This window comes from Streptomyces sp. f51 (assembly GCF_037940415.1).
GTDB lineage: Bacteria > Actinomycetota > Actinomycetes > Streptomycetales > Streptomycetaceae > Streptomyces.
In genome coordinates this window covers 6,980,295-7,003,451 of sequence record NZ_CP149798.1, presented here as the reverse complement: position 1 = coordinate 7,003,451, position 23,157 = coordinate 6,980,295, and the positions used below count along the sequence as shown (strand labels likewise).

Annotated in this window: 23 protein-coding genes; 14 read left to right on the top strand and 9 right to left on the bottom strand. The window is 71.7% G+C overall.

What is annotated here, in order from left to right; translation table 11 throughout:
- Positions 1 to 29 precede the first annotated feature (29 nt).
- The 4 genes from WJM95_RS30350 (at position 30) to WJM95_RS30335 (ending at position 2,852) form a co-directional block, all read left to right on the top strand.
- On the top strand, positions 30 to 467 hold the full coding sequence (locus WJM95_RS30350) for an OsmC family protein (protein ID WP_339133517.1): 438 nt from the start codon (positions 30 to 32) through the stop codon (positions 465 to 467).
- Positions 468 to 593: 126 nt separating this feature from the next.
- Positions 594 to 1,058 carry an ATP-binding protein gene (locus WJM95_RS30345; protein ID WP_339133515.1) on the top strand — a complete coding sequence of 155 codons (465 nt, stop codon included), beginning with the start codon at positions 594 to 596 and terminating at the stop codon, positions 1,056 to 1,058.
- Positions 1,059 to 1,267: 209 nt separating this feature from the next.
- The gene (locus WJM95_RS30340) at positions 1,268 to 2,221 is read left to right on the top strand and encodes a hypothetical protein (protein WP_339133513.1); all 954 of its coding nucleotides are present in this window, start codon (positions 1,268 to 1,270) and stop codon (positions 2,219 to 2,221) included.
- A 271-nt stretch (positions 2,222 to 2,492) separates the two neighbouring features.
- The gene (locus tag WJM95_RS30335) at positions 2,493 to 2,852 is read left to right on the top strand and encodes a hypothetical protein (RefSeq protein ID WP_339133511.1); all 360 of its coding nucleotides are present in this window, start codon (positions 2,493 to 2,495) and stop codon (positions 2,850 to 2,852) included.
- A 135-nt stretch (positions 2,853 to 2,987) separates the two neighbouring features.
- Here the strand turns inward: WJM95_RS30335 and WJM95_RS30330 are convergent, their stop codons facing one another.
- From WJM95_RS30330 to WJM95_RS30315, 4 genes are all read right to left on the bottom strand, one after another.
- The gene (locus WJM95_RS30330; protein ID WP_339133509.1) at positions 2,988 to 5,531 is read right to left on the bottom strand and encodes a discoidin domain-containing protein; all 2,544 of its coding nucleotides are present in this window, start codon (positions 5,529 to 5,531) and stop codon (positions 2,988 to 2,990) included.
- Positions 5,532 to 5,872: 341 nt separating this feature from the next.
- Positions 5,873 to 8,206 (bottom strand): M4 family metallopeptidase, encoded by a 2,334-nt coding sequence (locus WJM95_RS30325; protein WP_339133507.1) that lies wholly within the window; start codon positions 8,204 to 8,206, stop codon positions 5,873 to 5,875.
- A 498-nt stretch (positions 8,207 to 8,704) separates the two neighbouring features.
- Positions 8,705 to 10,204, bottom strand: coding sequence for an MFS transporter (locus tag WJM95_RS30320; RefSeq protein ID WP_339135950.1), 1,500 nt, complete (start codon positions 10,202 to 10,204; stop codon positions 8,705 to 8,707).
- Positions 10,205 to 10,588: 384 nt separating this feature from the next.
- The gene (locus tag WJM95_RS30315; protein WP_339133505.1) at positions 10,589 to 10,762 is read right to left on the bottom strand and encodes a CsbD family protein; all 174 of its coding nucleotides are present in this window, start codon (positions 10,760 to 10,762) and stop codon (positions 10,589 to 10,591) included.
- 125 nt (positions 10,763 to 10,887) lie between these two features.
- On the opposite strand from WJM95_RS30315, the gene WJM95_RS30310 reads away from it, so the two are divergent.
- Positions 10,888 to 11,514 (top strand): hypothetical protein, encoded by a 627-nt coding sequence (locus WJM95_RS30310; RefSeq protein ID WP_339133503.1) that lies wholly within the window; start codon positions 10,888 to 10,890, stop codon positions 11,512 to 11,514.
- A gap of 57 nt (positions 11,515 to 11,571) precedes the next feature.
- Here the strand turns inward: WJM95_RS30310 and WJM95_RS30305 are convergent, their stop codons facing one another.
- From WJM95_RS30305 to WJM95_RS30295, 3 genes are all read right to left on the bottom strand, one after another.
- A complete protein-coding gene (locus WJM95_RS30305) occupies positions 11,572 to 11,742 on the bottom strand; it encodes a hypothetical protein (protein WP_339133501.1) in 171 nt (56 codons plus the stop codon).
- Positions 11,743 to 11,889: 147 nt separating this feature from the next.
- Entirely contained in the window at positions 11,890 to 12,939 is a 1,050-nt protein-coding gene (locus WJM95_RS30300; protein ID WP_339133499.1) for an SRPBCC family protein, read from the bottom strand.
- A 4-nt stretch (positions 12,940 to 12,943) separates the two neighbouring features.
- Positions 12,944 to 13,990 (bottom strand): histone protein, encoded by a 1,047-nt coding sequence (locus tag WJM95_RS30295; protein WP_339133497.1) that lies wholly within the window; start codon positions 13,988 to 13,990, stop codon positions 12,944 to 12,946.
- A gap of 164 nt (positions 13,991 to 14,154) precedes the next feature.
- Here WJM95_RS30295 and WJM95_RS30290 point away from each other — a divergent pair, with 164 nt between their 5' ends.
- The 9 genes from WJM95_RS30290 to WJM95_RS30250 all read left to right on the top strand — a co-directional run bounded on the left by WJM95_RS30290 (position 14,155) and on the right by WJM95_RS30250 (position 19,735).
- Positions 14,155 to 14,505, top strand: coding sequence for a gas vesicle protein (locus WJM95_RS30290; protein WP_339133495.1), 351 nt, complete (start codon positions 14,155 to 14,157; stop codon positions 14,503 to 14,505).
- Between the two features lie 28 nt (positions 14,506 to 14,533).
- A complete protein-coding gene (locus tag WJM95_RS30285) occupies positions 14,534 to 15,016 on the top strand; it encodes a gas vesicle structural protein GvpA (RefSeq protein ID WP_339133493.1) in 483 nt (160 codons plus the stop codon).
- 3 nt (positions 15,017 to 15,019) lie between these two features.
- Positions 15,020 to 15,733 (top strand): GvpL/GvpF family gas vesicle protein, encoded by a 714-nt coding sequence (locus tag WJM95_RS30280; protein WP_339133491.1) that lies wholly within the window; start codon positions 15,020 to 15,022, stop codon positions 15,731 to 15,733.
- A gap of 10 nt (positions 15,734 to 15,743) precedes the next feature.
- Positions 15,744 to 15,995, top strand: coding sequence for a gas vesicle protein GvpG (locus tag WJM95_RS30275; protein WP_339133489.1), 252 nt, complete (start codon positions 15,744 to 15,746; stop codon positions 15,993 to 15,995).
- Positions 15,992 to 16,405, top strand: a complete 414-nt coding sequence (locus WJM95_RS30270; RefSeq protein ID WP_339133487.1) for a gas vesicle protein — start codon at positions 15,992 to 15,994, stop codon at positions 16,403 to 16,405. Before WJM95_RS30275 ends, WJM95_RS30270 begins: the two co-directional genes overlap by 4 nt.
- Positions 16,386 to 17,249 (top strand): GvpL/GvpF family gas vesicle protein, encoded by an 864-nt coding sequence (locus tag WJM95_RS30265; RefSeq protein WP_339133485.1) that lies wholly within the window; start codon positions 16,386 to 16,388, stop codon positions 17,247 to 17,249. The genes WJM95_RS30270 and WJM95_RS30265 overlap by 20 nt, the downstream gene beginning before the upstream one ends.
- On the top strand, positions 17,246 to 17,485 hold the full coding sequence (gvpJ, locus tag WJM95_RS30260) for a gas vesicle protein GvpJ (protein WP_339133483.1): 240 nt from the start codon (positions 17,246 to 17,248) through the stop codon (positions 17,483 to 17,485). The genes WJM95_RS30265 and gvpJ overlap by 4 nt, the downstream gene beginning before the upstream one ends.
- On the top strand, positions 17,475 to 17,900 hold the full coding sequence (locus WJM95_RS30255; RefSeq protein ID WP_339133481.1) for a gas vesicle protein K: 426 nt from the start codon (positions 17,475 to 17,477) through the stop codon (positions 17,898 to 17,900). Before gvpJ ends, WJM95_RS30255 begins: the two co-directional genes overlap by 11 nt.
- Before the next feature lie 185 nt (positions 17,901 to 18,085).
- Positions 18,086 to 19,735: an alkaline phosphatase family protein gene (locus WJM95_RS30250; RefSeq protein ID WP_339133479.1), complete on the top strand. Its 1,650-nt coding sequence runs from the start codon at positions 18,086 to 18,088 to the stop codon at positions 19,733 to 19,735.
- Positions 19,736 to 19,780: 45 nt separating this feature from the next.
- Here the strand turns inward: WJM95_RS30250 and WJM95_RS30245 are convergent, their stop codons facing one another.
- Both WJM95_RS30245 and WJM95_RS30240 read right to left on the bottom strand, forming a co-directional pair.
- Positions 19,781 to 21,811, bottom strand: coding sequence for a beta-galactosidase (locus WJM95_RS30245; protein WP_339133477.1), 2,031 nt, complete (start codon positions 21,809 to 21,811; stop codon positions 19,781 to 19,783).
- Positions 21,808 to 23,133, bottom strand: a complete 1,326-nt coding sequence (locus tag WJM95_RS30240) for a glycoside hydrolase family 36 protein (protein WP_339133475.1) — start codon at positions 23,131 to 23,133, stop codon at positions 21,808 to 21,810. Before WJM95_RS30240 ends, WJM95_RS30245 begins: the two co-directional genes overlap by 4 nt.
- Positions 23,134 to 23,157 lie beyond the last annotated feature (24 nt).

Here is a 23,157-nt window from a genome sequence, read left to right as displayed (position 1 = left end):
CGGGGCGGCCCGACATTAGGGTCGGCGGTATGACTGACGACAACCTGCGCAGCGTCACCGTCGAGCGGACCGGCACCGGCGCCTTCACGGCGACGAACACCCGCGGCGGGACGATCACCTTCGGCACGGGCGGGCCCGGCGCGGAGGACGCGTTCACCCCGGTCGAACTGCTGCTCGCCGCCATCGGGGGCTGCACCGCCGCCGACGTCGACGTGGCGACCGCCCGGCATGTGGAGCCCACGCGGTTCACGCTCACCGTGTCCGGCGACAAGATCAGCGACGAGCGGGGAAACCGGATGACGGACCTCGCCGTCACCTTCTCCGTGGCCTTCCCCGAGGGTGAGGCCGGCGACCGCGCCCGCGCCATCCTCCCCCGCGCCGTCAGGACCTCCCACGACCGGCTCTGCACGGTCAGCCGCACCATCGAGGCCGGCACCCCCGTCACCGTGACGGTCGCCGACGTCTGACCTGCCCGGACCCTCGCACCACGGCCTCCGGACAATCGCGACGCCCGATGGAGTGAAGCCCGTTTTCCGGGGCAGACGGCCAGAGTCGAAGAGGTGAACACGGGGACGGATCGTATGGGCCATCGGGTGAGCGAAGCGGGACAGCAGGAACAGCGGGGTGCACTGATCGAGGCCTCAGTCGCGTACGACGGTGAGTCCGCGTGCATCGCCGAGGCGCGGGCGTTCACCCGCGACTTCCTGACGCGGGTGCAGGCGGTGGCCGGGCTGCCCGTCTCCGGACGGGTGATGGGCATGGTCCCGCTGGTCGTCAGCGAACTCGTGACCAACGCGGTCAAGTACGCGGGCGGACCGTGCCTGTTGTCCCTGGAGGTCCGAGAGGGGGCGGTACGGGCGACCGTGTGGGACTCCGACCCGACCCTTCCGGTGGCGCGCGCCGCCGAGGCGGGCCGTGTCGGACAGCACGGGCTGGAGATCGTCATGGCCGTGTGCCACGCCTTCGAGGTGCGCCGCGAACCCGTCGGCAAGCGGATCACCGCCGTGGTCACCCTGGCCGACACGCCGGACAGTGACATGAGCCACTCCGTCACCTGACGCCGCGCCCCTTCACCCGCGCGCGGTCCGCCACCCCTCAGGACGCCAACTCGCCCCGGACGGACGCCCGGTGCCGCCGTGGCACCTCTGCGGGCGCCCGCCACGCCCTTGGCGGGCGCTTGACGAGCCGAAACGAAATCGTGTCGCGTCACTCCGGCCGCCTTGCGGGACAATGGTGAGTTCGCGGATCCCCTTCGGCAGGAAAACGGGTGGTTAACACAGTGCGGCAGGCAGGTGTACTAGACGTCGGGTGTCACAGCGCTCTGCTCACCGTGGCGGGGCGCCGCGCCGGGGTCGCCATGGAGGAGGTGCTGTCCCGAAAGGTTCGGCTCCAGCTGCACGAGACGCTGGACGCCACGGGACGGCTGGGCAAATCGGGCGTACGCAGTGTGCAGCGGGCCGTGGCCGAAACGCTCGCCGAGGACCGCGGGGCCCTGCCCGAGGTGTACGCGTTCGCCACCTCGGTGATCCGGGACGCGCCCAACCGCGACGAGGTCCTCGCCCAGGTGGCCAGCGCCACCGGCACCCAGCTGCGGGTGATGTCCGGCGAGGAGGAGGCCCGGCTGGCCTATGTGGCCGCGCGCCACTGGGCGGGCGAGCGGCCCGGGTCGCTGCTGGTGCTCGACATCGGCGGGGGCACCGTGGAGGTCGCCTCCGGAACCTCCAGACGACCCAGGACGGCCCATTCCCTGCCGCTGGGCGCCCGGACGGTCACCCGGGTCTGGAAACTCGACGAGGCCGTCTCCTCGAAGCGACGGCTCGCCGAGGTGCGCGACCATCTGAGCGGCCGGCTCGCCGAGGTGGCGGACCTGCCGCGCGCCGATCCGGACGGGCGGGTGCTCGCCTGCTCCAAGACCTTCACCCAGCTCGCCCGCTACACCACAGCGGGGCGCGACCGTTCCGGGGCACCTCAGCGTCTGACCCTCGACGAGGTACGGGCCGCGGTGGGCGTGCTCGCCAAGAACGGGTCCGCGGGCCGCGGCCGGCTGCCCGGCATCTCGCGTCACCGGGCCGGACAGTCCCTGGCCGGGGCGCTGGTCGCGGAGGCCCTGATGGAGGCGTGCCGGGCGACGAGCGTGGAGATCTCCCCCTGGTCGACCAGGGAGGGCCTGCTCCTGGAGCGCCTCGGGGCGCTGCGCACCAAGGGTCCCCTCCCCCGCTGACCCCGACCGGCAGCCGCCGGGCCGGACGCTCCCCTTCCGGGTACGGGGCGGACAGGCGTCAACCGCGGGCACAGCGCCCTGTGTTCGCGCGGGCAGGCAGCGGCGGGCGGCTCCCGGCGACCGGTCACGAGGACGTCCGGTGCCCGGAGGCGGGGAACAAACCCGTACGTCCCGACGCTGACGTGAGCAGTCCGGCGGATGCCGGAGAGCGGCGTTCCACCCGTTGCGGTGGACCCACCGGCGGTTCTGCTCGTGGAAAGGCGTGAGAGCGATGACGGCGTCCGGACAGCGGCGGCTGCGAGCCGCGGAGGCGGGCGAGTTGCCCCTGGTGACCTCCTGCGGCCGCACGATCTACGTGAAGGAACTGCGGCTGCCCACGCCGGGCCGGACGATCGGCCGGGTGACGCTGGACGTCGGGCCCGACCAGGGCGACGAACACGGGGTCTGGGCCTCGCTGACCCCCGCCGAGGCACGTGAACTCGCCCACCGGCTCCTGGCCCACGCCGCCGGAGTCGAACCGGCCGGACCGCCCGACCTGGAAACGCCACGGGGTCACGGCCTCCCGCTCGACTCGGCTCCCGACGCGGCGCGGGCCGCGGCGGGCCCCGGCTCGGGACACCGCCCTCTCTGAGCGGACGACGGCCGCCCGCGCCGGGCGCGGATGACACGCGAGTGCCGGCGCTCCCCCGGAGAAGGGCGGAGCGCCGGCACCAGTGCAGCGGTCAGCCGGCCCCGTTCGGGATCACGGGAAGCCGGTGACCCGGGATCACGGGAACTGAGTGACCTTGGACGGGACGGTGTCCGTGCCCGAGGTGGGCGCCCCCGTGTTGTTGACGACGTGGGCGTACTGCCCCTTGCCGCCCAGGGAGATCACCAGGATGTCGTGCAGCTTGACCCCGGTCTTCACCGGGACCTGGAAGCCGTGCGCCTGGACGATCGACGGGTCCGTGGTGAAGTTGCAGTAGCTTCCCAGACCCCAGGCCTCGTGCGTGGAGACGGAGTCGGCGACCTTGTAGGCCGCGTATCCGACGATGCCGTCATGGGTGACGGCGGCCGCGTTGGGCACGTCGTACGCCTTCTCGTTCTGGAAGAAGATCGTGCGCCCGTTCTCGCCGTTCCACAGCACGTCGTACTTGTTGAAGTGCTCGACGAACAGGCCGGTCGCCAGGACGTCGTCACCGTTGACCACGAGTCCGTAGTCGGCGCGGTTGGTGTCCCAGCCGACTCCGTCCCCGTGGTCCGCGCGCCACAGCCAGGTGTGGTCGATCACGACGTCGTCGCTGTTGACCACGACCGAGTTGGTGGCGAGGCCGGGGCCCGCGCCGCCGATGCGCACGAACACGTCCTGCATGGTGGTGGGGTTGGCGGAGTGGTCGGCCGAGGAACCCGACGGGCCGATCTGGAGCAGGGTGTCGGAGTTGGAACGGCCCGCGTCGATCAGGAACCCGGCGAGCCTGACCCCGTCGACGTCGGCGACGTGCATGGCGTCGATCCCGTTGTCCGGCACGATCGTCGCGAGGCCGAGGCCCAGGACGACGGTGTTGGCCCGGGTCACGTTGATCGTCTGGTCCAGGTGATAGACACCCGGGGTGAACAGCAGGTTGAGACCCTGGGCGAGGGCCGCGTTGATCGTCGCCGCGGTCGCGCCGGCCTTGACGACGTAGAACTGGTCGAGCGGGACGGACGTACCGGCCGTGTTGGGCCAGGAGACACCGCGCGCGTTGGTGCGCTTGGAGGGCACGAACACCTTGTAGGTGCTGCCGTCCAGGTAGAGGTAGGGCTTCTCGCGGGAGACCGGGGTGCTGTCCAGGGTGGTGTACGGGCCGGAGTCGAAGTTCGTCGCCGGTGCTCCCTGGACGCCCGAGAAGGTCATGTTCCAGACGCCGTTGGTCCAGCCTCCGACCGAGCTGTCACGGGTGTACCACTGCTGCTGGGAGTACGGGCCGACGGTGCCGTCGATCTTGGAGTCGGCGATGTAGCCGCCCGAGGCCCAGCCGTAGCCGTTCGGGGCCAGGTTGAGGCCGCCCTGGACGTGGATGCGCCGGAACGGCGCGGCCTGGGCGACCGCCCAGCGGTCGGTGCCGTTGGAGGGGGTGATCGACAGGTTCTCCGCCGAACGCCAGAAGTTCTGGGTGGCGTTGCCGTTGAACCAGCCCGCGTCCACGGTGATGTCGCCGTTGATGTGGACGTCGTCGGGGTTCAGGCCGAGGCCCGAGACCGAGGTGTAGAAGCCGACCTGGGCGTTGATGCCGTTGTAGGTGCCGGGCTTCATCAGGAACTGGTAGCGGCCCGAGCCGAACTGGTTCGACTCCTGCTGGGCGAAGACCTGGTCGAACTTGCCCTGGAGATCGGGGGTCGAGGGGTCCACGACGATGACGTTGGGCCCGAGGTCCCCGCCGCCCTGCACGGGCGGGGTGCTGCTCCCCGTACCGGTGTGGACGGCGACCTCCCACAGTGAGTACCCGTACGCGGTGCCCCGGGTCGTTCCGTAGATCCGTACGTAACGGCCCTTGCCGGAGACGTCGTAGGAGGCGGTGCCCCCCGTGCCGTCCGTGACGGACTTCAGGACGGTCCAGTTCTGGCCGTCGGTGGAGGACTGGATCTGGAAGGCCTTGCCGTACGCCGCCTCCCAGTTGAGGTCGACCCGGCACAGATCGGTGGAGGCTCCCAGGTCGACCTGGACCCACTGCGGGTCGGAGAAGGCGCTCGACCAGCGCGTTCCGGTGTTGCCGTCGAACGCGGCGGAGGCGGAGTTCGCCGCGTTCTCGCTGGAGGAGGCGGTGGCCGTCTTGCCCTGCGCCGCGTTGGCCGTGTCACAGGTCGCCGGCGTCGTGGTGCCGCTGGTGCCGAACACCTGGAACTCCCAGAGGGAGTAGCCGTATTGAGTGGCCCGGTGGACACCGTACATACGGACGTAGCGGCCCTGGCCGGAGACGTCGAGGCTGTCGGTGCCGCCGTCGCCGCCGGTCACCGTCTTGACGTCGGTCCAGGTGCTGCCGTCCGGTGACGTCTGGATGCGGTAGTCGCTGCCGTACGCGGCCTCCCAGTTGAGGACGACCTTGGTGATCGTCGCCGAGGCGCCGAGGTCGACCTGGAGCCATTGGGTGTCCGTGGCGGCCGAGGACCACCGGGTGGCGGTGTCCCCGTCGACGGCGTAGGCGGCTGGGGTGCCTCCGTTCTCGACCGACGAGGACGTGGCCGTCTTGCCCTGGGACAGCGGGAGTTCGGCCGCTGCGGCCGGTCTCTGCAAGGGCAGGGTGATGAGCGCGGCCATAGCGGCCAGCGCGACACCCAGGGTTCTGAGTTTCATGCCGTGACTCCATGCGGGTGGGGTGACGAGTGGAGCGGACACACTTGTTGAGCAGCTGTGGACACAGCTGCTTGCGAAGGGATGACCGTGAACTGACCGAGCGGCTCTCTTAGTTCACGCTTTGATTTAAGTAATGAACCATCAGGGTGACAAGTCCCGTGACACGGATTTCTTCAACTGATGTTCGCGGGAACCGCGTTGAGTGGCCATCAGAGGGGGTTTGGCCTGGGCCGCGACGTCGTGGAGGGGCCGGGGGCCGCGGGGATCCGTCAAGTCTTGAAGACGCGAAGAGCCCGTCCGGACCGTGGCGGCGGTCCGGACGGGCTCTGAGGGGCTACGGGTCAGGGAGTGATGCGCCACTCCCGGATGTACCCCACGTCGATCGACGCGAGGTCGCGCACCCGCAGCTTCCAGGTGCCCTCGACCGGTTGCGCGGAGGCGTCCACCGTGAACGTCTGGTCCACGTCGTCCGCCGAGCCGCCGCTGCGGTTCAGCAGCGAGTACACGGTTCCGTCGGGGCCGACCAGATCGACCGTCAGATCACCGCGGTAGGTGTGGACGATGCCGACGTACACCTCGGTGGTCGCCGAGGCGTTGCCCGGCCGGCCGGTGATGGTGATGGGCGACTCGACCGCGGGACCCAGGTCGGGGATGTCCACGCGGGTGGCGTTGGCGTAGACGTACGCGATCCGCCAGCGGAAGGACAGCGACACGGACGCGCCGGTGCTGTCGGTCACCGTGACGGTCGTGTCGCTGGTCCCGGGGGTGACGGGGACTCCGGAGATCAGCCCGGTGTCGCCGATGGCCAGGCCCTCGGGGAGTCCGGTGGCCGCGTAGGTCAGGCTCGCGCCGGTGTTGGTGGTGTAGGCGTCCACCTGGAGGGAGACCTGCTGGCCGACCCCGGAGGTCTGGTCGGGGACCGGGGCGGCGTTGACCCCCAGGGCGATGCGGTCGCCCACGTTGATGCCCGCCCAGGCGTCGGCGACGGCGAGATAGGTGGGGCTGTACGCCCCGAAGAGATCACCCGCGGCCCGCAGGGTCGCGGTCCTGGCACCGTGGTAGTCGGTCGTCGACGTCATGTACGTGGTGAGCGCCCGGTACCAGATCCGGGCGGCGTTCTCGATCCCGATTCCGGTCACCGGCAGACCGTCGTGGGTGGGGCTGTCGTACGACACTCCGTTGACGGTCTTCGCCCCGCTCCCCTCGGACAGCAGGTAGAAGAAGTGGTTCGCCGGACCCGAGGAGTAGTGGACGTCGATGCCGCCCAGCGAGGAGTCCCAGTAGTCGCGCGAGGAGCCGTCCCTGGACGGCTTGTCCATGTAGCGCAGGGGCGTGCCGTTGCCGCGGATGTCGATCTTCTCGCCGACCAGGTAGTCGGGAACGTCGGCCGCGAGGTTCTCGTGGAACTCCACCGCCGCGGCGAAGATGTCCGACGTCGCCTCGTTCAGCCCACCGGACTCACCCGAGTACGTCAGGTTCGCGGTGGCGCTGGTGACGCCGTGGCTCATCTCGTGCGCCGCCACGTCCAGCGCCGTCAGCGGCTTGGCGTTGTTCGCCCCGTCGCCGTAGGTCATGCAGAAGCAGCTGTCCGACCAGAAGGCGTTGACGTAGTTGTTGCCGTAGTGGGCCCTGCTGTAGGCGGCGACGCCGTCGTTGCGGATCCCGTTGCGGCCGAAGACGTCCTTGTAGTAGTCCCAGGTCGCCGCCGCTCCGTAGGCGACGTCGACACCGGCGGTCTGCCGGTCGCTCTGGGTGCCGTTGCCCCAGACATCGTTGTCGTCCGTATAGAGGGTCCCGGTCCCGGAGGTTCCCTGGCCCAGGTCGTAGGTGCGGTGACCCGCGCGGTCGCCGTCGACCAGTTGGTACGACGTTCCGGACGGCGTGGTGGAGAGCGGCACCGTGCCGACGTACTGGCCCGTGCCCGTGCCCGTGTCGACGCCCTCGTACCGGGTGGCGACCTTGCCGGAGGACGCGTCGGTCACGACGTGCAGCTCGGCCGGTGTGCCGTCGCGCTGGACGCCGTCGACCACCGTCTCCCAGGCCAGGACCGGCCGGGTGCCTGCGGCCCAGACGACGCGCCGGGGCGCCTCGCCGATCCTGGGCCTCGCCACGGCCGCCTCCCGGCCCACCGCGAGGGCCCGGGCCGCGGCGCCCGCGGCGGAGATCCTCGGAGTGACGCTCCCAAGGGTGACGGTGGCCCGGGTCGCCTCGGACACCGTGCTCCGGCCGTCCCTCAGGTGCACGACCAGATCACCACCGAGCACCGGCAGTCCCGCGTACGTGCGCTCGTAGCGCGTGTGGGTCGTCCCGTCCCGGTCCTGGGCGACGTCCTTGACCACGAGTCCTTCCCTGGTGCCGAGGCCGAGCAGCTTGGCCGTGGCGCCCGCCGCCGCTCCCGCGTTCCTGACCAGCTCGGCGTGCCGGGCGGGCGACAGCGGGGCCGCGAGGGCCCGCGCGCGGGGCTCGGCGACGATCCGGGCGGTGGCCCTGACGGAAGCCGGGTTCCCGGCGGCGGTGATCTCGGTGACGGCCCTGCCGGGAGCGAGGTCCGCCGAGGCCGCGGACGCGGAGCCCGGCCGGACGGCGAGGGCCAGTAAGGAGCTCGCGGCGGTGAGCGCGAGGACGGTGGCGCGTCTGCGCCTGCGGACGGAGGAGTGGTGCCGGTTCAATGCCATCTCCTTCTGCGGGGGGGCTTGCCCGGGTGGAGCCCCGGGCGTCCGGGGCCGGCGGAGTACGGCCGGTCCGCGGTGGTCGAAGGGCCGGGCGGCAGGCGGAAGCAGCACGCGGTGCCGCTGTGCGGCGCTGGTGCACGCGGGAGCGCGGGGCGCGTGGGTCCCGGGGACGCGGATGCGCCGACGGGAGGGGGCTCGAAGGGGCCTGGGGGCCGGAGGGTGGGGGCCCGAGCGAGGGACGCCGGGGGCACGGAGGGCGGCGGAGGGGGGCGACTGCGTGGAGGAGGTGTGAATGAGGTGTGAGCGTTCGGCAGCAGCCTGGCATCCTGCCGACGGACTTGTCATGAAGGCGACAAGACATCGGCTTGAACTGACCATGGTCTGCTGCGGGTTCACGCCTCCCGCGCAGCCTTTCGGCCGCTGTGCGTCAGCTGTGAACGCGACCGGTGCCCCGCGCCCCTACGGCACCGTCACGACGTCCGCCGCGCGCGGGTCCGGGGATCAGGGCCGACCGGCGCGGGTGGGATCGTGGGACGGCTCGGACGGATTCCGCGGTGGCCCGGGCGCGTGGTCGCGCAGCCAGTCGTACACGGCGAGCGCGAACGCGCAGAGGATCGCCACGATCCCGGAGCCGACGGCGACCGTCACGGCCGGGCCGAACGCGTGCCGGCCGGTGCCGAGCACCACGTAGAACAGTCCGGGCAGCGCCGCCGTACCGATGGCGCCGCCCAGACGCTGGGCCGTCTGGAGGGCTCCGCCGGCCGCGCCAGCCATCCGTACCGGCACGTCCCGGAGCGTCATCGTGACGTTCGGGGAGATCACGCAGCCGCTCCCCATTCCGCCGACGAGGAGCGCCGGAGCCGCGTACCAGGGGGCGGTCCCCCCGGGCGCGAGGCGCAGGATCAGCACGGCACCGCCGAGACCGAGCGCGACGGCGGCGAGACCGCACACGGTCAGCAGCCGGCCCAGCCGCTCGACGAGTCGTCCCGCCACCACGGCGGCCGCGGCCGAGCCGATGGCGAACGGCGTCACCGCGAGCCCCGAACGCAGCGGGGAGTAGCCCTGGCCGTTCTGGAAGTACAGGGCGAACACCAGCCACACCCCGCTGAACCCCACGAAGTACAGGGCGGCGATGGCCGCTCCTGCGGCGTAGCCCCGCGTGCTCGTCACCAGGCGCGGATCGAGGAGGGGCTGCCCGCCGGCCGCTGTCAGACGCCGCTCCCACCAGGCGAACACCGCGAGAAGACCCAGGCCCGCCGGGAAGAGCCACCACAGCCTCTGTACACCGCCGGACTCGGCGAGGATCAGCGGAAGCATCAGCGCGAGGACCCCGCAGCCGAGCAGCAGGACACCGCGCAGATCGAGCCGCTCACGGCGGCGCGGGGCGACCCTGGGCAGCAGGCGCAGGCCCAGCAGGAACGCGACGGCTCCGACCGGCACGTTCACGTAGAAGATCCAGCGCCAGCCCTGGGGGCCGTCGGCGAGCATCAGGATCAGGCCGCCGATGACCGGGCCCACCGCGCTGGAGACACCGACGACCGCGCCGAACAGTCCGAACGCCCGCCCCCGCTCGGCTCCCCGGAACAGCTGCTGGATGAGGGCGGAGTTCTGCGGGGCCAGACAGCCTGCGGCCGTGCCCTGGGCGAGCCTGGCCACGACGAGGAGCGTGATGGTGGGCGCGGCGCCCGCGGCGGCGCTGCACAGGACGAAGGCGGCGAGGGCCAGCAGGAAGATCCGACGCCGGCCGATGGCGTCGCCCAGTCGTCCCGCCGTCACGAGGACCAGGGCGAAGGTGAGGGCGTACCCGGAGACGACCCATTGGATCGACGGGGCGGAGGCGTGCAGGTCCCGCTGCATGGAGGGCAGTGCGACGGCCACGATGGTGACGTCGAGCAGGCTCATGAACCCGGCCGTCAGGGTGACCCACAGGGCGCGCCACCGGCGCGGATCGGCCCCTTCGGCCGGTCCCCGCTCACGGCCTCGCCGGCCGTCCGCCCGCACGTCCCGTTCCACGCCGGGGACTCCTCTCCGCCGTCCCCACCATCTTCGGCCGGTGGGGGGCCGGGGCAACACGAGGTCGGGGCCGGGCGGCGGCAGGAGCGTCGGGGGCGCGGCTCGGCGCGACTCCGGGTTCGCCGCTCGGCACGAGGTCCGGGTTCGCGGCCCCGCGCGAAGTCCCGCGGGACGGCGAACGGGATTCCCGGACCGCTGTGCCGGTCCTGGGGGCGGCGGAGGACGCTGGAGCCGGGGTCAGGGCATGGGCGTGGGGCCCGTTCCGCGGAACGGGCCCCACGTGGTCGGGCTCGGCGGCCGCGCCGATTCCTCCGACCCGGGCCTTCCGCCCTCTCGGCCGTCAGCCCTCGGGTCCTTCAGGAGTTCGGGCGTTCAGCCTTTGAAGACGTCCTTCATCTTCTCCTTGGCCTGGCGTGTGTCGCCCTTGGCCTTCTCGGCCCGGCCCTCGGCGGTCATCCGCTCGTTGCCCACGGCGCGCCCGGCCGCTTCCTTGGTCTTTCCCTTGGCCTGTTCCATCTTGGCCTTGGCCTTCTGCTCGCCACTCACGATGTCTCACTTCCCATCACGATCGGCTTCGAGTGTCGAGGCTCCGAGTGACCCGTGTGACCGGCTTCAAACGTGGAGGCCGCGCCGTGGTTCGGTGACTCTCCGTGGTCGCGTGCGGTTCCGGCATGCCGGAACCGGTGCGCTGGGCGAGCCTGGAGACACGGGCCGATGGCCCTCCGTCTCCCCGGAGGGTCGCGCCCGTCCTGGGCAGCCAGAGCGAGGACGACGTCATGGGCGATGAGGTCTACCAGCCGGGAGGTCCCGACATCCGCGAGGACGAAGGCCTCCTCGATCCGGAGGACACCCTCGAGTACCGGGGCTCGGACCCCTTCGACGACGGATGGTCGCCGCCCGAGCGCCCGCTCGCGGTGGACCATCGGGGTACCACTGCGCGTGAGCAGCGCGAGGGGGAGAGCCTGGACGAGAAGCTGGCCGAGGAACGGACGGATCCGGCGCTGGAGGAACCCGACGAGGACGACGGCCTGGACGATGCGGCGGGTGACGGAGGCGACCTCCCGGACGACGAGGTGGGCGCGGACCCCGAGGAACGGATCCTGGCCCTCGACGTGGGCGCCCACGACGACGCCGAGCACGACATGATCGCCGAGGACGACGGCGCGGACCCCGGGGAAGAGGAGGCCGCTCACCTCATCCCGGACGACGACATGCCCGAGCGGCTACTGGGCGAGGGCCCGCGTCCCCCTGAGGACGAGGTCCGCCGACTGCGCTCCGAGACGGACGCCTCGATCTGAGGGCCGCGCTCCGAGGCACCCGTAACTCCGCCCGTACGGCCGTGAAGTGACGCCCGGTCAGTCCTCGCCCCGGACGATGTTCCAGTCGGGGGCGGTCCGGTCCCGGCGGGCCGTTTCGACGATCGTCGCGGGAAGGCAGGTCCGCGGGCCGGACCGCCTCGTGCGGCGCGTCATCGCCCATCCCGTCTCCGGTCGTGCGGTGCTCCTGGTACCGGTGTCCGCGGTCATGACTGCTTCTCGTCCCTTCGGTGGAGCGGCCCCGGATCCCCGCGTGTCCGGGCCGTTTCTGCCCGGTACCTCCCGCCGGATCCGGGCTGTCCTTGTCGGGTCCCCCGCTGAGCCGGGGAGAAACGGGCCGCGCGCCCTGCCGGTACCTCATTCCTCCTCGTCGTAGCCCTCGTCCTCTTCCTCCTCGTCGTACTCGTCGGCCGCTTCGCCGTCCTCCTCAGGGAGCTCGTCGGGGTTCTCCTCGTCCTCCTGCTCCGGGTTCTCCTCGTCCTCCTCCGGGAATTCCTCGTCCTCGTACTCCTCCTCGCCTTCCTCGGCGCCCTCCTCGGCGCCTTCCTCCTCGGCGGCGGCCGCTTCCTCCTCCTCCATGGCCTCTTCGTGCGTGCGGACCACGTCACCGCCGCGGATCTCGCCGCGCCAGCCCTCGGCCTCCTCGTCGGTGAGCGTGACGTACCGCTGGAAGTTCTTGAAGTCCAGCCGCAGACGGCGGCCTTGGGCGCGCCATATGTTGCCGGTCTTCTCGAAGAAGCCGGAGGGGTAGTACTCGACGACGAGCACGATGCGGGTCAGGTCCGGGGTCAGCTCGTGGAAGCTGACGCAGCCGCGTGTACTGCCCTTGGCGCCTTCCGAGGTCCATTCGATCCGCTCGTCGGGCACCTGTTCGCGGACGGTCGCCTTCCAGCCCCGGGTGGACGGTCCGACCTTCACCTTCCAGTCGCTGCCGCCCTCGCCGTCCTGCGAGGCGCTGCGTACACCCTTGGTGAAACTGCTGAACTTCTCGAACTGGGTCCAGTGGTCGTAGGCCTTGCGGAGCGGCACGCCGACGTCCAGCACCTCGATGATGTTCATGGTCTTGGTGCTGCCGGACTTGGCCTTGCCCCCTCCTCCCTTACCGCCGCCGAAGGCGTCCTTCACCTTGCCGAAGACGCTGTCCTTGGCGCTCTTGGCCTTCTCCCCCACGATCGCCTTCAGCGGGGAGTCCCCCTGGAGAATGCGCGAACCGGCCTTCAGGAGGGGTCCGCCGTTGTCGGCGACGTCGAAGAGGTGGTCGGTGACATCCGCGACCTTGTCCCCGGCCTTGTCCACCAGCTGTCCCAGCTGGGCTCCGAGGAAGTCCGTGAACTCGCCGCGCAATGCGTCGAGGCCCGAAGGCTCCGTCTGCTCCGTCTTGTCCTTGTCGCGTTCCTTGGTGGCCATGGCTCTACCTCCGACGTCCGGAAGCGGTCTTGGCCGTCCTGGACGCGGACCTCTTCGTCGCGGTCTTCTTCGCCGGCGCCTTCTTGGCTGCGGCCTTCTTGGCCGGAGCGGTCTTCTTCGCCGCGGCCTTCTTGGCGGGGGACTTCTTGGCCGCCGTCTTCTTGGCCGGAGCGGTCTTCTTGGCCGCGGCCTTCTTCGCCGGTGCCGCCTTCTTCGCGGGCGGCGAAGCCTTCTTCGCGGCCTTCTTCGCCGCCGGCCTCGACGGCGCCTTCTTCCGGGCCTCGGTCCGCTTCGCCGCGGACCCCCTGCCGGAGCCACTGTCGTCCGATGACGCGGTCTTCTTCGCGGGACCCCTGCGCGAAGCGGAACCCGTTCCCGAGGAACGCCTGTCCGCCGCGCCTCCGGTGTTCCGGCGCTGCCTTCGCGGTCGTTCCGGCTTCTCCTCTTCCTCTTCCTCCCCTTCGTCCTCTTCCTCTCCCTCCGGCTCTTCCTCGTCCGCTTCCGCGTCCGCGGCCTCTTCCTCTTCTTCTTCCTCCTCCGGCTCTTCCTCGTCGGCCTCGACCTCGGCCTCGGGCTCCTCGTCCTCGGGCTCCTCGTCCTCCGGCTCCTCGTCCTCCGGCTCCTCGTCCTCCGGCTCCTCCTCGTCCGGCTCGTCCCGGTCGGCCTCCTGCGCCGGCTCCTCTTCGTACTCGTCCTCCTCGTAGTCGCCCTCCTCGTCCTCCTCTCCGTCCTCGTCCTTCTCGCCTATGCGCAGCCTCCGCTCATGAAGACTGGTGGCCAGTTCACCGAGACGGCGGTCGGCCGCGGCCTTCAGGGCCTCACGGCCGGCACCCATCAGTTCGCCCCGTACCTGCTCCTGGAGCTCTGCGACACCCGGAACGTCCGAGAGCCGCTTGAGGCCCTCCGTGGCCAACTGCTGTGGGTTGAGGGCGAATCTGCGGCCCGCGATGTAGGTCGCCGCGGCGAACGCGAGGCGGCCCTTCTTCGTACGCCCGAGCACATAGCCTCCGGCGACAGCCGCGGCCAGAGCGAGCTTGGTTGTGTCGTTCATGGACTCTTTCCCTTCGGACAACGCAGCCCCCAGCTCCCCCGGGACGGCGTGGTCGACGGGCGGCCCCGGGAGAGGTCCTCCTTACCTGACGCCCCAAGTACCCCTATATGATGAGATTGCACATATGTCGGAGTACGGCGTCCGTCCCGACGACCGGAGACACCATGGCCGCAGCAGAACCCGCCAAACGCCGATCGAGCGCCGGCCGCGGTACGGCACGACGCCCGGCCGGGGACGGCGCGGCCCCGTCCCGCCGGTCCGGAGGCGCCGCACGGGCCATGCGCTCGGCGGTGGAGCAGCTCACCTCGCTGCTCGGCCGAGCCCCCGAGTCCGTTTCCGCGATCAGACCCACGGACGACGGTTGGGACGCCGATGTGGAGGTACTCGAACTGGAGCGCGTCCCCGAGACCACCAGTGTCATGGCCACCTACCGAGTGACCCTGGACAAGGAGGGCGAACTGGTGGCCTACGAGAGGAAGCGCCGATACACGCGTGGACAAATCGACCGGCGCTGAGACATCACGGCCGGTGAAGGGAGGCACCATGACTGTGGTGCCGCAGAGCAGCGGCGGCGTCGCCCGGGGCGGTGGAAGCAGCAGCCTCTACGACGTCCTGGAACTCATACTCGACCGCGGTCTCGTGATCGACGTCTTCATCCGGGTGTCCCTCGTGGGCATCGAGATCCTGAAGATCGACATACGCATCGTCGTGGCCAGCGTCGACACCTATCTGCGCTTCGCCGAGGCGTGCAACCGTCTCGACCTGGAATCCGGCAGGAAGGCACCCGCCCAGCTGACCGACATCGTCGGCGACACGATGGAATCCGGTGCGCGGGGCAAGTCCAAGGGAGCCCTGAGCGGCGCCGCCGAAGCGGTCACCGACACGATCCGGGAAGTGACCGGCAAGGGCGGCGGCGACGAGGACGAGGCGGAGGGAGAGGAGGAGGCGGAGACGGTGGAGCGGAAGCGGCGGCCGGCCCGGCGCTCCTCCCGGCGGGAGCGAAGCTCGTCTCGCGACGAGGAGTGAGCCATGGCGGTATACATCTACTCGATCACCTTCAAGGACCACCCGCTGCGCCTCGACGGCCTGGAGGGAGTCGGCGCCTCCTCGCCGCCGCTGCGCACGGTGACCGCGGGACCGCTCTGCGCGGTCGTGAGCGACGCGCCGGACGAACTGCGACCCAAGCGCCGCGACATCGGCCGGCACCAGGAGGTCCAGCAGCGTCTCCTGACGGACGGCACCGTGCTGCCCATCAGGTTCGGCTACACCGCGCCGGACGAGGACGCGGTCAGGGACGCGCTGGAGTCGGGCGCCGACGACTACGCGGATCGGCTGCGCCGACTGGAGGGCTGCGTCGAGTACAACCTGAAGGCCGCGCAGGACGAGGAGACGCTGCTGCGGGAGATCCTCACCGACTCCGAGACGGCCCGGCAGCTCAACGACGAGATCCGCGCCGGCACCGCGGCCCCCGACGCGCCGTTGCAGCTCGGCGAGCTGGTGGCCAACGAGACACGGGCCCGACAGGAGGCACTGGCCTCGGGCGTGATCGAGGCGCTCCGCCCGTTCGCCCGGGAGATCGACTCCTCACCGCCCGCCGGAACGGACTTCCTCAGCGTCTCGTTCCTCGTGAGCGCCGACCAGGACGAGCTCTTCCTCGCCACCGAGCTGAGTCTCGCGCACCAGATGGGCGAGGCGTTCACGTTCCGGCTCAACGGTCCGCTCCCTCCGTACAGCTTCAGCTGATGGGGACACCATGGGACTGTTCACACAACTCGTCACGCTTCCCCTGGCGCCCGTGCGCGGGGTCGCCTGGGTGATGGACCAGGTTCTGGAGGCCGCCGAGAACGAGTACTACGACCCCGCGCCGATCCGACTCCAACTCGCCGAACTGGACAGGCAGTTGGTAGCCGGTGAGATCGACGAGGAGACGTTCGACGGGCTGGAGGACCAACTCCTGGACCGGCTGGACGAGATCAGGGTTCATGAACAGGGCGGCCCGTCGTGAGCGAACCTCTCTCCCGCCGGCTGGGGGACTATCCGTCCCGGGCCGCGCCCGCGTACGCGCAGGGATCGTCCGCCAACCTGGCCGACATCCTGGAGCGCGTCCTCGACAAGGGCATCGTCATCGCGGGCGACATCAAGATCAACCTCCTCGACATCGAACTGCTCACGATCAAGATCCGGTTGCTGGTCGCCTCGGTCGACAAGGCCAGGGAAATGGGCATCGACTGGTGGGAACACGACCCCTCGCTGTCCTCCCGGGCCGCGGACGAGCCGTCGCTGGCCGAGCAGAACCGCAGACTGCGCGCCGAGCTGAACGCCCTGCGCCGGGACAGGAACATCCCCGAGGTGGAAGCCGAACCGCGCGCCACCGCCCGCCGAAGAGCTGAACGCGATGACGACGCCGGCGAGTGAGGACGTCACCTACGCGTACGCCGTGGCCCGCGCGCACCCGGACCTCGCGCCGTCCCTGACCGGGCTCGCGGGAGTGGCCGGTACGCCGGTCCGCCTGATCAGCGGGACCGGGGACGAGGACGGCGGCGACATCGTGCTCGTGGTGAGCCGGGTGCCGGCGGCGGACTTCCGCGAGGAGGGGCTCCGCCACCATCTGGAGGACCTGGACTGGCTGGAGGCGGTCGCGCGGGCGCACCACGCGGTCGTCGAGGAGGTCGCGGCCCGCACCCCGGCCCTGCCGCTGCGTCTGGCGACCGTCTACGTGGACGACGGCAGCGCCCGTGACATGCTGCGTTCCGCCCTGCGGCTGTTCGCCGAGCGTCTGGATCTCCTCGCCGGCCAGGTCGAATGGGGGGTCAAGATCTATGTGGAGGCGACCGCGCCCGCCGATCCGGCGGCGCGGGAGGCCGCCCCGGCGGACCCGGACTCCGCCCCGGCGGACATGACGCCGGGGCGTGCCTATCTCAACGCCCGCAGGCGGCAGCGCGGCGACCGGGACGCCGTCTACCGGGCGGCCGGACGGGCGGCGGAGCGGGTCGCGGACGTGGCACGCGCGTACGCGACCGACCGGGCGGCCCACCGGCCCCAGCAGGGCGTCCTGGCCGGTGACGCGGGGGAGAACGTGTTCAACGACGCCTTCCTGGTGCCCCGTGGGCGGAGCGAGGCCTTCCGCGCCGAGGCCGCCCGCGCGGGCGACGGCCTCGCGGGGGTCCGCGTGGAGGTCACGGGCCCGTGGGTGCCGTACTCGTTCGCGATGCCCGAGGACGGCACGGACGACCGCGCCGTACCAGGTGGCGAACCATGACGGGGTCCGGCGGTTCCGCCGCCGCGCAACCGCTGCCGGACCGTCAGGTCGCTCTCGTCGACCTGCTGGACCGCCTTCTCGCCGGAGGGGTGGTCCTGGTGGGTGACGTGGTGCTGTCCGTCGCCGACATCGATCTCGTACGGGTGTCGCTGCGCGCGCTGATCGTGTCCGTCAGCTCGGAGAACCCGTCGCCCTGGGACCGGCCCGACCCCTTGCGGGGCGGCCATGACGGCTGAGCGCGACGGCGGCTCCGGGCCCGCCGATCCCCTCGAAGAGGCGGCGGAGGCCGCGGCGCGGGCCTTCCGGCTGCTGCCGGCCGAGCCCGCGGACGGACCACGGCCGGGTGTACGGGGCCGTTCCGCGGCCGGGCGGATCAACACCGACCCCGACACGGTCGAACGCGACCTCCTGCGCCTGGTGTTGACCCTGGTCGAGCTGCTGCGCCAGGTGATGGAACGTCAGGCGCTGCGGCGGGTCGACCAGGGCGACCTCAGCGAGGAGGACGAGGAGCGGCTCGGAACGACGCTGATGGTCCTGCACGACCGGATGAGGGACCTGTGCGCGAGCCACGGACTCACCCTCGAGGATCTCAACCTCGACCTGGGGCCGCTGGGCCCGCTGCTGCCCCCGCCCGACCGGCCGCTGCGCTGAGGACGTACACGACCGAACGGTGCCATCAAGTGCCCCTTGGGTGAACGGACTTGAGCCCCGCCGGGCCCGCTTGGCGAAGTACCGACCGGTCATTCCGCATGCGTTCACACATGTGCCGTTTGCGGTACACGGGACGCGACTCTGATGGCTGCGGCAATCGCACCCCGAACACCTGGGAGAACTCGATGTCCAGACACCATGTCAGGTCCGCGGCCCTGCTCACCGCCGCCGGGGTGCTGACCGGGGCGACCCTGGCCCAGCCCGACGCCTTCGCCGCCTCCCACCGCCGGGACGACACCCGGCACGTGCTGCTCGTCTCCGTCGACGGACTGCACCAGGCGGACCTGGCCCGGTACGTCTCCCTGCACCCGAAGTCGGCGCTGGCGCGGCTGGTGGGCGGCGGTGTGGAGTACACCCACGCCAGGACCACGACCCCGTCCGACTCCTTCCCCGGCATGGTCGCCCAGGTGACGGGCGGCGGCCCGGGCACCACCGGCGTCTACTACGACGACACCTACGACTCCGCGCTGCTCCCGGCCGGGACCACCGCCTGCCAGGGGGTGCGGCCCGGCGCCGAGGTGGACCTCACCGAGGACCTGGACCGCAAGCCCTCCTCGCTCGACGCGGGCCAGGGCCTGACCGGTCTGCCGGACGGCATCCTGTCGATGACGGGCGCGCCGGCGGGCCTGCTCGACACCGCGAAGCTGCCGGTCGATCCGCACACGTGCCGGCCGCTCCCGCCGCACGCGTACCTCAGGGTGAACACCGTCTTCGAGGTGGCCCGCGCGGCGGGCCTGCGCACCGCGTGGTCGGACAAGCACCCCGCGTACGAGATCCTCGGCGGCCCCTCGGGCAGCGGTGTCCAGGACCTGTTCACACCAGAGATCAACAGCGACGCCCTCGGCTACCCGGCCGGGAACGACTGGACGAAGGACAACCGGGCCACCGAGCAGTACGACGGCTACAAGGTGAAGGCCGTCCTGAACGAGATCGACGGCTACGACCACGGCGGCACCCACCGGGTCGGCACCCCGGCGGTCTTCGGGCTGAACTTCCAGTCGGTCTCCACCGCGCAGAAGCTGCCGGCCTCCGACGGTCTCAAGGGCGGCTACACGGCCGGGAGCGTGCCCGGGCCGCTGCTGGAGAAGAACCTGGACTTCGTCGACGCCCGGATCGGCGAACTGACGTCGGAGCTCGCCCGGCGCCATCTGGCCGGCAGCACCACGGTCATCCTGTCCGCCAAGCACGGCCAGTCGCCGACCGACCCGGCCGCGCTCACCCGGATCGACGACGCCCCGCTGCTGGCCGGCCTCGACGCCGCCTGGAAGCAGCTCCACCCCGGTGCCGGGAACCTGGTCGCGCACGCCGTGGACGACGACGCGATGCTCCTCTGGCTGACCGACCGCTCCCGGGCCGCCACGGAGTTCGCCAAGGACTACCTGCTCGGCCGCAGCGGCACCGGCACCGACATCGACGCGGCGCCCAGGTCCTTCACCCACGGCGGGCTCGCGAAGGTCTACGCCGGACGGGCCGCGGCCCGGTACTTCCACGCCGCGGCCGGCGACACCCGCGTTCCCGACGTGTTCGGTCTCACGCAGTACGGGGTCGTCTACACCGGTGGGACCAAGAAGATCGCCGAGCACGGTGGCGCCCACGCCGACGACCTCGACGTCCCCCTGGTGGTGTCCGGCGCCTCGGTTCCGGAGGGTGTCCGTGACACGGCGGGTGTGCGGACCGCACAGATCGCGCCCACGATCCTGCGCCTGCTGGGCCTGGACCCCCGTTCCCTGGACGCCGTGCGGGAGGAACACACCGCCGTGCTGCCGCTGCACTGATCCGTTCGGCGGGGCGGGCCCGGACCCGCCCCGCCGGACGGCGCCTCACCCGTCGGTCGTCCGAGGCTCCCGCACCACCGCGATCTCACCGGGTTCGATCCTCACCGAGCCCGACAGGGGCTTGCCGGTGAGGAGTTCGGTGGCTCCCGGCGGGACGGGGATCTCCGCGCCCCGGCCCGCGTGGTCGATGAGGAACACGTAGTCGGCGTCCCGGCCGCGGCGGCGGACGCTCTCCACTCCCGGCGGGACGTCACCCGCGTCGGCCACCCCCGCCTCGGCGCGCACGCGGTCCAGCAGCGCGGCGAGGGTGTCCGGGTCCGGGAACGTCGCCAAGTACCAGGCGGTGCCCGTCCCTTGGGCGTTCCGTGTCACGGCGGGAACACCGGCCAGGGGTCCGTCCGTGTACGTGGCGATCGCCTCGGCGCCGTTGAGGCGCACCCGCTCCGACCACAGGGTGGCCGTGGCCCCCGGTGGCACCTGGCCCGTCAGGCCCGCGGACTCGCCGGGGAGCAGGGGGAACAGCTCGTCGCCGCGGATGCCGAGGGTCTCACGGAACGCTCCCGGGTAACCGCCCAGCCTGATGTGGCAGTTCTCGTCGACGGCGCCGCTGTGGAAGCCGACGGCGAGGGTGCCACCGCGCTCGACGTGCGCGCTCAGGTTGGCCGCGCCCGCGTCGTCGACGAGGTAGAGGCTCGGGGCCAGGACCAGGCGGTAGGCCGACAGGTCCGCGTCCGGGCGGACGAAGTCGACGGCCACGCCCGCCCGCCACAGCGGCTCGTACCAGGCCCGCACCAGGTCCTGGTACCGCAGGGCGCCGCTGGGCTGGGAGGGCAGCTCCAGGGCCCAGCGGGCGTTCCAGTCCCAGACGATGGCAACCTCGGCCGTGCCGGTGCTGCCGCGCACCTCGGCCAGGGCCCCGAGGTCGGCGCCGAGGCGGACCACGTCCTGCCAGATGCGGCTGTCCGTGCCCGCGTGCGGGAGCATGGCCGAGTGCCACTGTTCGGCGCCCGCCTTGGCGGCCCGCCACTGGAAGTAGGCGATGCCGTCGGCGCCGTGGGCCACGTGGGCCAGGGCGTTGCGGCGCATCTCGCCGGGGACCTTGGCGCGGTTGACGGGCTGCCAGTTGACGGCGCCCGTGGAGTGCTCCATGAGCAGCCAGGGACCGCCGGCGAGCGACCGGGTCAGATCGCCGCACAGGGCGACGTCGATCTCGGAGGCCGGGTCGGCGGACATCAGGTAGTGGTCGTTGGAGACGATGTCGAGTTCCGGGGCCCACCGCCAGTAGTCGAGCGCGTCGAAGACGTCCATCACCATGAAGTTGGTGGTGGCCGGGGTCGACGGGGCGGCGGCGCGCAGGACGTCCCGCTCCGCCGTGTACAGCGACAGCAGTTCGTCGGAGCAGAAGCGGCGCCAGTCCAGCTGGTGCGTGGGGTTGGGTACGGCGCCGGTGGCGCGCGGCGGCAGGACCTCCTCCCAGTCGTGGTACCACTGGCTCCAGAACGTGGTGCCCCAGGCGTGGTTGAGGGCCGCGAGGTCGTCGCCGTAGCGGGCCCGCAGCCAGCGGCGGAAGGACCGGGCGCTGGTGTCGCAGTAGCAGGCCGCGTTGTGGCAGCCGTACTCGTTGTGGACGTGCCACATCACGACGGCCGGGTGGGCGGCGTAGCGTTCGGCGAGGGCCTCGGTGACGCGCAGGGCGGCCTCGCGGTAGGCGGGGCTGCTCGGGCAGAAGGTCTGGCGGCTGCCGTAGGTCAGCGTCCGGCCGTCCCGGTCGACCGGGAGCGCCTCGGGATGCGCCCGGAAGAACCAGGCGGGGGGCGCGGCGGTCGGGGTGGCGAGGTCGGCGGCGATGCCGTTCTCGTGGAGGAGGTCCAGGACCCGGTCCATGCGGGTGAAGTCGTACGTGCCCTCGGCCGGCTCCATGAGTGCCCAGGAGAAGATGCCGACGCTGACCATGGTGACGCCGGCCTCGCGCATCAGGCGCATGTCCTCGGCCCAGGTCTCCTCGGGCCACTGCTCGGGGTTGTAGTCGCCGCCGTAGACGATGCCGGGGACGGACAGGGTGCGTTCGGCGCTCATGCGGACCCTCCCGGGGACAGCAGTCGGCGGGTGGTGGCCACGCCCCACTCGTCCAGGGACAGCAGCCGGTCGCTGGAGGCCATCAGGCCGCCCGTGGCCTCGACATGGGCCGCCCAGCGTTCGCGGGTCTCGACGGCGGGGCGGGCCATCAGGCAGTCGGGATCGTTGATCCACAGGCGTCCGTGCTGCCATTGGCGGCCCGCGCCGGTGAACTCGGCCGCGTCCTGGCCGGGTTGGCTGTAGTCGCCCGCCTCGGGGCGCCGGTGCGGTGCCGTGTCGGGGCTGACCCGCATCGCGTCGAACAGGCCGATGGACGGCAGGGCCGGGGCTCCGCAGCCGAGGAGGTAGGCGTCGGGGCCGATGGCCTCGCGGATCAGGGCGATTCCGTCGCGGTAGGCGGTCGGGGCGTCGGCTCCGGAGTGCCGTACGCCGTCCAGGGCTCCCGCGTAGAGGAAGTCCGTCTTGAAGTAGTCGTAGCCCTCGGCGCGCAGGGTGGTGAAGACCTCGGACAGATACGCGCGGGCCTCGGGGTGGGTGATGTCGAGGGTGAACAGGTCGTGGTTCCAGTTGTGCCCGGCGTGCACGGGCGCGCCCTGCTCGTCGTGGACCAGCCACTCGGGGTGGTGTGCGGCGAGTTCGCTGTGCGGCGCGACGAGGAACGGGGCGGTCCAGATGCCCGCGCGGCGGCCGCGCGCGCGGATGGTGTCGGCGAGGGCCGCGCGGGAGCGGAAGCGGCCGGAGAGGGTGAGCCAGTCGCCGAGGGCGCTCTGGTAGCCGTCGTCGATCTGGACGACCTCGACGGGGAGGCCGAGGGTGTCCATCGCCTGGAGGTTCTCGTGGATGTCGTCCTCGGTGACGGCGGTGAAGTACTCGTACCAGGAGCACCACACCGTCGGCGCGGGCCGCGGCGCGGGGATCGCGAGGGCGTCGGCCCAGGCGGCGAGCGCGCCCTGGATTCCGTCCGGTCCGGAGTGGGAGGACTCGGTGACGGGGCCGTCGGCGCTGATCTCGGCGCGGCCGTCCCGGACGGTCAGCCGGATCGAGGGGACCGGTCCCGCCGGGTCGGGCGCGGCCCACAGCCGGACCGGGGAGCCGTCGCCCGGGTCCAGCGCGAGCAGTCCCTCGCCCTGGAAGGTCGCGGGCGGGACGGTGCGGCCGGGCCGGTAGCAGACGGTCGCCCAGTTGTCGTTCGTCGGGCGGTACGGAGTGTCGTCGAGGGCGTAGGAGCCGCTGGGGCTCCAGGACTGCCAGCCCTCCTCGTGGACCCGTGCGGTGCGCGGGTCCACGGGTACGGAGGCCACGGGGGTGAAGGATGGGGGCACGTCGTTCTCTTTCACGTGAAGCCG